This window comes from Mycobacterium sp. IDUB_37 (genome assembly GCF_055419245.1).
The window spans coordinates 101,331-109,394 of the sequence record NZ_JBVAXG010000007.1; the positions used below are offsets into that span (position 1 = coordinate 101,331).

At 65.0% G+C, this 8,064-nt stretch carries 7 protein-coding genes; 3 read left to right on the forward strand and 4 right to left on the reverse strand.

Going from position 1 to position 8,064, the window contains the following annotated elements:
- Positions 1-3 precede the first annotated feature (3 nt).
- Genes hsaC through hsaA form a run of 3 tightly spaced genes read right to left on the reverse strand, consistent with a single transcriptional unit; the run spans position 4 to position 2,962 of the window.
- Positions 4-906, reverse strand: a complete 903-nt coding sequence (gene hsaC / locus ACZY1I_RS22435; RefSeq protein ID WP_463757372.1) for an iron-dependent extradiol dioxygenase HsaC — start codon at positions 904-906, stop codon at positions 4-6.
- The gene (gene hsaD / locus ACZY1I_RS22440) at positions 903-1,778 is read right to left on the reverse strand and encodes a 4,5:9,10-diseco-3-hydroxy-5,9,17-trioxoandrosta-1(10),2-diene-4-oate hydrolase (protein ID WP_463757374.1); all 876 of its coding nucleotides are present in this window, start codon (positions 1,776-1,778) and stop codon (positions 903-905) included. Before hsaD ends, hsaC begins: the two co-directional genes overlap by 4 nt.
- The gene (hsaA, locus tag ACZY1I_RS22445; RefSeq protein WP_463757376.1) at positions 1,778-2,962 is read right to left on the reverse strand and encodes a 3-hydroxy-9,10-secoandrosta-1,3,5(10)-triene-9,17-dione monooxygenase oxygenase subunit; all 1,185 of its coding nucleotides are present in this window, start codon (positions 2,960-2,962) and stop codon (positions 1,778-1,780) included. Before hsaA ends, hsaD begins: the two co-directional genes overlap by 1 nt.
- A gap of 181 nt (positions 2,963-3,143) precedes the next feature.
- Between hsaA and ACZY1I_RS22450 the strand changes: the two genes are divergently transcribed.
- The gene (locus ACZY1I_RS22450) at positions 3,144-4,238 is read left to right on the forward strand and encodes a 2Fe-2S iron-sulfur cluster-binding protein (RefSeq protein WP_463757379.1); all 1,095 of its coding nucleotides are present in this window, start codon (positions 3,144-3,146) and stop codon (positions 4,236-4,238) included.
- 56 nt (positions 4,239-4,294) lie between these two features.
- Positions 4,295-4,825: a hypothetical protein gene (locus ACZY1I_RS22455; RefSeq protein WP_463757381.1), complete on the forward strand. Its 531-nt coding sequence runs from the start codon at positions 4,295-4,297 to the stop codon at positions 4,823-4,825.
- 114 nt (positions 4,826-4,939) lie between these two features.
- Here the strand turns inward: ACZY1I_RS22455 and ACZY1I_RS22460 are convergent, their stop codons facing one another.
- Complete coding sequence (locus ACZY1I_RS22460) at positions 4,940-7,057, reverse strand: acyl-CoA dehydrogenase (RefSeq protein ID WP_463757383.1); 2,118 nt, start codon at positions 7,055-7,057, stop codon at positions 4,940-4,942.
- 272 nt (positions 7,058-7,329) lie between these two features.
- Here ACZY1I_RS22460 and kstR point away from each other — a divergent pair, with 272 nt between their 5' ends.
- Complete coding sequence (gene kstR / locus ACZY1I_RS22465; protein ID WP_463757914.1) at positions 7,330-7,929, forward strand: cholesterol catabolism transcriptional regulator KstR; 600 nt, start codon at positions 7,330-7,332, stop codon at positions 7,927-7,929.
- Positions 7,930-8,064: the final 135 nt, after the last annotated feature.

Sequence of the window (8,064 nt, forward strand, 5' to 3'; positions counted from 1 at the left end):
GCCTCAGGCCTTGAAACCGACCGAGAAGTCGTGGCCCCACAGACTCACCGCGGTACTTTCCCGGGCGATCCACTCATGGTCCTCGACTTGCCTGCCCTCACAACCGAATTCGATGTCGAAGCCGCCAGGTGTCTTCATGTAGAACGACAGCATCAGGTCGTTGACGTGCCGGCCCAGGGTGGCCGACATCTTCACCTTGCGGCGCAGTGCCCGGTCCAGGCACAGACCCACGTCGTCGGCCTCACCGACCTCGACCATCAAGTGCACGATGCCACTTGGTGTCGGCGCCGGCATGAACGCCAGGCTGTGGTGCCGCGGGTTGCAGCCGAAGAAACGCAGCCAGGCCGGCGCCCCGTCGGCGGGGCGGCCGACGATCTGCGGTGGCAGTCGCATCGAGTCACGTAGCTTGAAGCCCAACACATCCCGGTAGAAGTGCAACGACTCGGCGTCGTCCTTCGTGGACAACACAACGTGGCCCAAGCCCTGCTCGCCGGTGATGAACTTGTGGCCGTAGGGGCTGACCACCCGGCGGTGTTCCAGCGCTACACCGTGAAAGACTTCCAGGCAGTTGCCCGACGGGTCGGAGAACCGGATCATCTCGTCGACCCGACGGTCGGCCAGTTCCGCTGCGGTGGCTTCCTTATATGGCGTGCCCTCAACGTCGAGCCGGTTCCGGATCTCCTGCAGGCCTTCGGCATTCGCGCACTCGAAGCCGGCCTCCGACAGCCGGTCGTGCTCACCCGGCACAATCACCAACCTGGCCGGAAAGTCGTCCATCCGCAGATAAAGCGCGCCCTCGACATTGCCCTTGCCCTCCACCATGCCGAGGACTTTCAGGCCGTAGTCGCGCCAGGCCGCCATGTCGGTGGCCTCGATGCGCAGATAGCCCAGTGACCGGATGCTCATCTCGCACCTCCCAGAAAATCGATTGTCAGCTTGTTGAATTCGTCGAACTTCTCCACCTGAGCCCAATGTCCACACTGCCCGAAGACGTGCAACTGCGCGCGCGGGATGGTCTTCAAGGCAACCAGTGCTCCATCCAACGGGTTGACCCGGTCCTCCCTGCCCCAGATCAGCAGCACGGGTTGGCGCAGTTTGTAGACCTCACGCCACATCATGCCGAGTTCGAAATCGGCCCCGGAGAACGACATTCCCATCGCGCGGGTCGCTGTCAGCGACTCCGGAGTGCTAGCCAGCTCGAATCGCTGGTCGATCAGTTCGGGGGTGATCAGCTTCTGGTTGTAGACCATGACCCGCAGAAACGCCTCCAGATTGTCACGAGTGGGTTCCATCGAGAACTTGCCCAGCCGTTTGACGCCCTCGGTCGGATCCGGCGCGAACAGGTTGACACTCAGTCCGCCCGGCCCCATCAGAATCAGCTTGCCGGCCCGGTCGGGGTAATCCAGGGCGAACCGCACCGCGGTGCCACCGCCCAGCGAATTGCCCACCAGCGGAACGCGTTCCAGGCCCAGTTGGTCGAACAGGCCCTTGAGCGCCCTGGCAGCGTAGTGATTGAACTGCCCGTGCTCGGCGCGCTTGTCGGAGTGCCCGTACCCGGGCTGATCGACGGCCAGCACATGGAACTGCTGCGCCAGCACCGCGATATTGCGGGAGAAGTTCGTCCAACTCGACGCACCGGGACCGCCGCCGTGCAGGAGGATCACCGTCTGCTCGTTGCCGACACCGGCCTCGTGGTAGTGCAACTTCAGCGGGCCGTCGACGTCGACTTCCGCGTAGCGCGAGGTAGATTCGAACGTTATCTCTTCGGTTGCTGTCATCAGACCATGGTGTCGCCGGGCGGCAACCCGAACGCGTGGTTTCCGAAGATCTGGTAGGCCCGCTCGGGGTCGTTCGCCGCGTGCACCCGACCGGCGTGCGCGTCACGCCAGAAACGTTGCACCGGTTGGTCATTGCCCAGCGCGGTGGCACCGGATGCCTCGAAAAGCCGGTCGACGGAAGCGATCGCACGCCCGGTGGCACGTACCTGGTCGCGGCGAGCACGCGCACGCAGTTCGAACGGGATTTCCTTGCCGGCGGACAGCAATGCGTATTCGTCGGCGACGTTCCCGCTCAACTGGCGCCACGCGGCGTCGATGTCACTTGCCGCCTCGGCGACCCGCACCTTGGCGAACGGGTCGTCCTTGGCTTTCTCTCCCGCGAACGCGGCGCGTACCCGCTTACCCTGGTGCTCGACATGGGCGTCGTAGGCCCCGTACGCCATTCCGACGATCGGCGCCGAAATAGTGGTGGGATGCATTGTGCCCCAAGGCATCTTGTAAACCGGTGCGGTGTTGTTCTCATACCCCCCGGCGGTGCCGTCATTCATCGCCTTGTAGGACAGGAACCGGTGCCGGGGCACGAAAACGTCTTTGACCACAACGGTGTTGCTGCCGGTGCCGCGCAACCCGACCACGTGCCACACATCGTCGATGCGGTACTCCGTGCGCGGAATCAGGAAGCTGCCGAAGTCGACCGGGCGCCCATCCTTGATGACGGGCCCACCGAGGAAGGCCCAAGTTGCGTGGTCGCATCCGGACGACCAGTTCCAGGAACCACTCACCAGGTAGCCGCCGTCGACCACGACGCCGGCACCCATCGGGGCATACGACGACGAGATGCGCGTCTTGATGTCCTCGCCCCAGACCTCTTCCTGCGCCCGCTGGTCGAACAGCGCCAGGTGCCAGTTGTGCACGCCGATGATGGAGCTCACCCAACCGGTGGAACCGCAGGCGCTGGCGATCCGGCGGGTCGCCTCGTAGAACAGGGTGGGGTCGCACTGCAATCCGCCCCACTGCTCGGGCTGCAGCAAAGTGAAAAAGCCGGCCGCGTCAAGCGACTTGACGGTCTCATCCGGCAGCCGGCGCAAGTCCTCCGTTGCCTGGGCGCGCTCCCGAATCTCGGGCAGCAGATCATCGATGGCAGTTAGGACTGACTGCGCATCACGCTGTTGAATGGTGGTCACTTACGGTTGCCTCCTGGGAAGTGGCGGGCTGCGCCCACGACCAACACGGACCGACTGGGGCCTAAGGCAAGACTAGAACACGTTCCGATTTGTGTCGAGCAGGGTATTCCTGCGGCTGGTAGAGATGCGTATTGGGTTTTCTATAACATGTTCTAGTTGATACGGCGGAGAGGGTGAGACGGTGACCGAGGCGGATCTCGACCAAGAACCAGACGAGCCGCTCGGTGACCATGTGCTGGAGCTGCAGATCGCCGAAGTCGTCGCCGAGACCGACGACGCACGGTCGTTGGTGTTCTCGGTGCCCGATGGTCCCGACGACCCCGCGATCCCGCCACAGCGACTGCGTTATGCCCCCGGTCAGTTCCTGACGTTACGGGTGCCCAGCGACCGCACCGGCTCGGTCGCGCGGTGCTACTCGTTGTGCAGTTCACCGTTCACCGCCGAAGCCCTGACGGTCACCGTCAAGCGGACCGCGGACGGTTATGCATCCAACTGGTTGTGCGACAACGCGCAGGCGGGCATGCGGATGCATCTGCTGGCTCCGTCGGGCACCTTCGTGCCCAAGACGCTGGACGATGATTTCCTGTTGCTCGCGGCCGGCAGCGGGATCACACCGATCCTGTCGATCTGCAAATCGGCGCTGGCCGAAGGCAGCGGCCAGGTGACGCTGGTCTACGCCAATCGCGATGAACGTTCGGTGATCTTCCGCGACGCACTGCGGGACTTGGCCACCAAATATCCCGACCGGCTCACGGTTGTGCACTGGCTGGAGTCACTGCAGGGGCTGCCGAGCGCCGCGGCGCTGGCGAAGCTGGCCACCCCGTTCACCGACCGGCCGGCCTTCATCTGCGGACCCGGCCCGTTCATGGAGGCGGCACGTCAGGCCTTGCAGGCGCTGAAAGTGCCTGCCCCGCGAGTGCATATCGAAGTATTCAAGTCTCTGGAATCTGATCCGTTCGCGGCGATCAAGATCGACGACAGCGACGACAGCGACCAGGGGCCCGCGACCGCAGTGGTCGAACTGGATGGCGAAACCCACACGGTGTCCTGGCCCCGCAGCGCCAAACTTCTCGACGTTTTGCTGGCCAAGGGCCTCGACGCACCCTTCTCCTGCCGGGAAGGTCACTGCGGTGCGTGCGCCTGCACTCTGCGCAGCGGCAAGGTGACGATGGAAATCAATGACGTGCTCGAGCAGCAGGACCTCGACGAGGGCCTAATTCTGGCCTGTCAATCTCACCCGGAATCTGATTCGGTAGAAGTTACCTACGACGAGTAGTCGCGGGGTTAGGTTCTCCCTTGAGCATCGGGTGGGTCACCGGGAAGAGGAGCACGATGAAGCGACTGGTACCGGGTTTGGCAGCGATCAGTCTGATGCTGGCGTTCTCGCCGATGCCGACGGCGGTCGCGGGTGACAACACCGCCACCACGCTGTTCCCGATCGACGACGCGAACCAGATCGAGACCCACACTTACGTCAACTGCCACGGCGGCGGCAATTGCGACTTCGTCGCTGGAGCCAATATGCGCACGCCCGACGGCCCGGCCGGCTTCCCGTCCGGGCTATGGGCACGGCAAACCACTGAGATCCGGTCGAACAATCGCCTGGCGTATCTGGACGCGCACGCGACCAGCCAGTTTGAGCGCGTCCACAAAGAGGGCGGGACCGACGTGATCACCACTGTCTACTTCGGTGACGGTCCGCCGGACAAGTACCAGACCACTGGGGTGATCAACTCGGTGAGTTGGTCGACCGGCCAGCCGATGGGGAACACGCTGCTCTTCGTGTGCACGTTCATGCAGGTCGTCTATCCCGGCGTGAACCTCACCTCGCCGAGCACCTGCGCGCAGACGCAGATCACCTAGGTTGCGCCGCGTGCGACGCGACTGAGCGCTGCGTCGAGCCTGAAAATCTGCAGACGAATTTCGAGTAGCGGCCTGCAAATTTTCAGTCTCGGCAACGGAACACCCGGTGATGCCCTAACGCGGCAAGCCCAACAGCCGTTCGGCGGCAACCGTCAGCAGAATCTGTTCGGTCCCACCGGCGATCGTCAGGCATCGGGTGTTCAGGAAGTCGAACACTTCCCGGTTGACCACCAGGCCACCACCCTCGGAGACGTCCATCATGAATTCGGCCAGCTCCTGCCGGTAACGCACGCCGATCAGCTTGCGCACGCTGGACTGCGCCCCCGGGTCCTGGCCCTCCACGGCCAGCACAGCAATGCGTTGATCCAATAACGCGCCACCTTGCGCGAGCTGGATCAGCCGGCCCAGTCGGTCCTGCTGCGCGGCGTCGAGGTCGAGCTTGGCCAGCACCCTCAACAACTCCTCCATCGGGTTGCCCAGCGCGGTTCCGGTAGCCATCGCGACCCGCTCGTTGGCCAGGGTGGTGCGGGCCAACCGCCAGCCATCGTTGACCGAGCCGACAACCATCTCGTCGGGAACGAAGACGTTGTCCAGGAAGACCTCGTTGAACAACGAGTCGCCGGTGATCTCACGCAGCGGCCGGATCTCGATGCCCGGTGCCTTCATGTCGATCAGGAAGTACGTAATTCCCTTGTGTTTCGGCGCGTTCGGGTCTGTCCTGGCCAGGCAGACTCCCCAGCGCGCCTTCTGCGCCGCCGACGTCCACACCTTCTGTCCGGTCAGCAACCAACCACCGTCACCACGAATTGCTCTGGTACGCAAGGACGCCAGGTCCGAGCCGGCGCCCGGCTCGGAAAACAGTTGGCACCAAAGGAAATCCCCGCGCAGGGTGGCCGGCACGAACTGATCGATCTGCTCCGGCGTCCCGTGCTCGAGGATGGTCGGCGCCGCCCACCAACCGATCACCAGGTCGGTGCGCTCGACACCCGCGGCTGCCATCTCCTGGTCGATCAGCAACTGCTCGGCCGGACCCGCACCGCGGCCGTGCGGCGCAGGCCAATGCGGAGCCAGCAGCGCGGCCTCTGCCAGCGCCACTTGTTGCTTCTCCACCGGCAATGCGGCCACTTCAGCGACGGCCGCCGCGACCTCCGCGCGCTGCCCCTCCACGTCGGAGAGGTCGATCGACAACCGCCGACGAACGCCGCCCTGGGTCAGTGCGGAAACCCGTCGCAGCCAATGTTCCGCTCCACCGAGAAACCGGCCAATGCTGTGGGCGCGCCGCAGGTACAGGTGCGCGTCGTGCTCCCAGGTGCAACCGATGCCGCCGAGCACCTGGATGCAGTCCCTGACGTTGGCCTTCGCCGCGGCGATGCCGATACTCGCCGCCAGTGCCGCGGCGATGGCGAATTGCTCGGCGTCTGCGTCGGAGGCGGCACGCGCGGCGTCGGCGGCGGCCACCTCGGCCTGTTCGGCGCGACACAACATTTCCGCACACAGGTGCTTGATCGCCTGGAAGCTTCCGATCGGCTTGCCGAATTGCTCCCGCACTTTGGCGTAAGCCACGGCGGTTTCCAGCGCGTAGCGAGTGATTCCGGCGGCCTCGCCGGCCAGCACGGTCGCCGCCAGGTCCGTGACTCGTTCCGTCGCAGCCCCCAGCAGGGTCGCCGGCACCGACGTCAGCACCACACGAGCCAACGGTCGGGAAAAATCGGCGGCCTGCAGAGGTTGCAGGGTGACGCCCTCGGCGTCAGCGTCCACCAGCAGCCATATTCCGCCGGCCGGCACCACAAGGACACCGCCCACCGAAGCGCCCAGTACCCACGGCAGCGTGCCAGTGGCCTTCTGGCCGTCGAACTGGACGTCACCTTCCAGCGCAACGCCGGCGAAACGCTCCCCCGCTGCCAGCGCGCCGAGCAGCGCAGGGTCATCGACGACGAGAGTGGCCAGCGCGGTGGTCGCGACCGGTCCAGGAACCAGCGCCTTGGCCGCCTCCTCGACCATTGCGCAGAGGTCGGAGATGCTGCCGCCGGCCCCGCCGCTCTCCTCATCGACGGCGACGCCGAATAACCCGAGGTCGGCCAACCCGGCGAACACCGGCCGCCAGGCGTCGGCGTCACCCTGTTCGATCGCTCGGGCTGCCACTGTGGCGGCCTCCCCCGACGCCCCAGTCCGGGCCCAGTCGCGAACCAGTTCGCGTGCCGCGAACTGTTCGTCGGTGACGGTCGCTACCACCAGCAGTCCTCCACGTCATCAAATTCACACGGTTCAGTATCTTTTCTCCACACTAGAACGTGTTCTAATAGTGGGATCGAGCAACCGTCAAGTTGGCAGATATAAGTCCAGTACACGTCGTTGCACAGGCGGTGGGGGAGACGGGAGATTCACGTGGGTAGTGCGTATCGTTTGCGAACAAATAACCCGCACGAGGAGCTGCCTTGGACATGTCTTCAGCGAACGCCGGCCCGCGTCAAGCCGCCAGCGGCAAGCCCCGCGAGGTTCTGAACGTGGCGGTATTGGCTGAATCAGAGCTCGGTTCGGAGGCACAGCGCGAGCGTCGCAAGCGCATTCTGGACGCCACGATGGCCATCGCGTCGAAGGGCGGCTACGAGGCCGTCCAGATGCGGGCAGTGGCGGACCGTGCCGACGTCGCCGTCGGCACGCTGTATCGGTACTTCCCGTCGAAGGTGCACTTGCTGGTGTCGGCGCTGGGCCGGGAGTTCAGTCGCATCGACGCCAAAACCGACCGCTCCTCGATCGCCGGCGGCACGCCTTTCCAGCGGCTCAGCTTCATGGTCAGCAAGCTCAACCGGGCAATGCAGCGCAACCCACTGCTCACCGAGGCCATGACCAGGGCCTACGTGTTCGCCGACGCATCGGCGTCAGCCGAGGTCGACCAGGTCGAGAAGCTGATCGACAGCATGTTCGCCCGCGCGATGAGCGACGGAGAGCCGACCGAGGACCAGTTCCACATCGCCCGGGTGATCTCCGACGTGTGGCTGTCCAACCTGCTCGCCTGGCTCACCCGGCGTGCCTCGGCGACCGACGTCAGCAAGCGACTCGACCTGGCCGTGCGACTGCTGATCGGCGACCACGAGAACTGCTGACAAGCGGCGATCGCAAGCGCGGCGCAGCCGGGCGCAGCGGGTCGCCGCCATTGGACTAAGCGGCGATCGCAAGCGCGGCGCAGCCGGGCGCAGCGGGTCGCCGCCATTGGACTAAGCGGCGATCGCAAGCGCGGC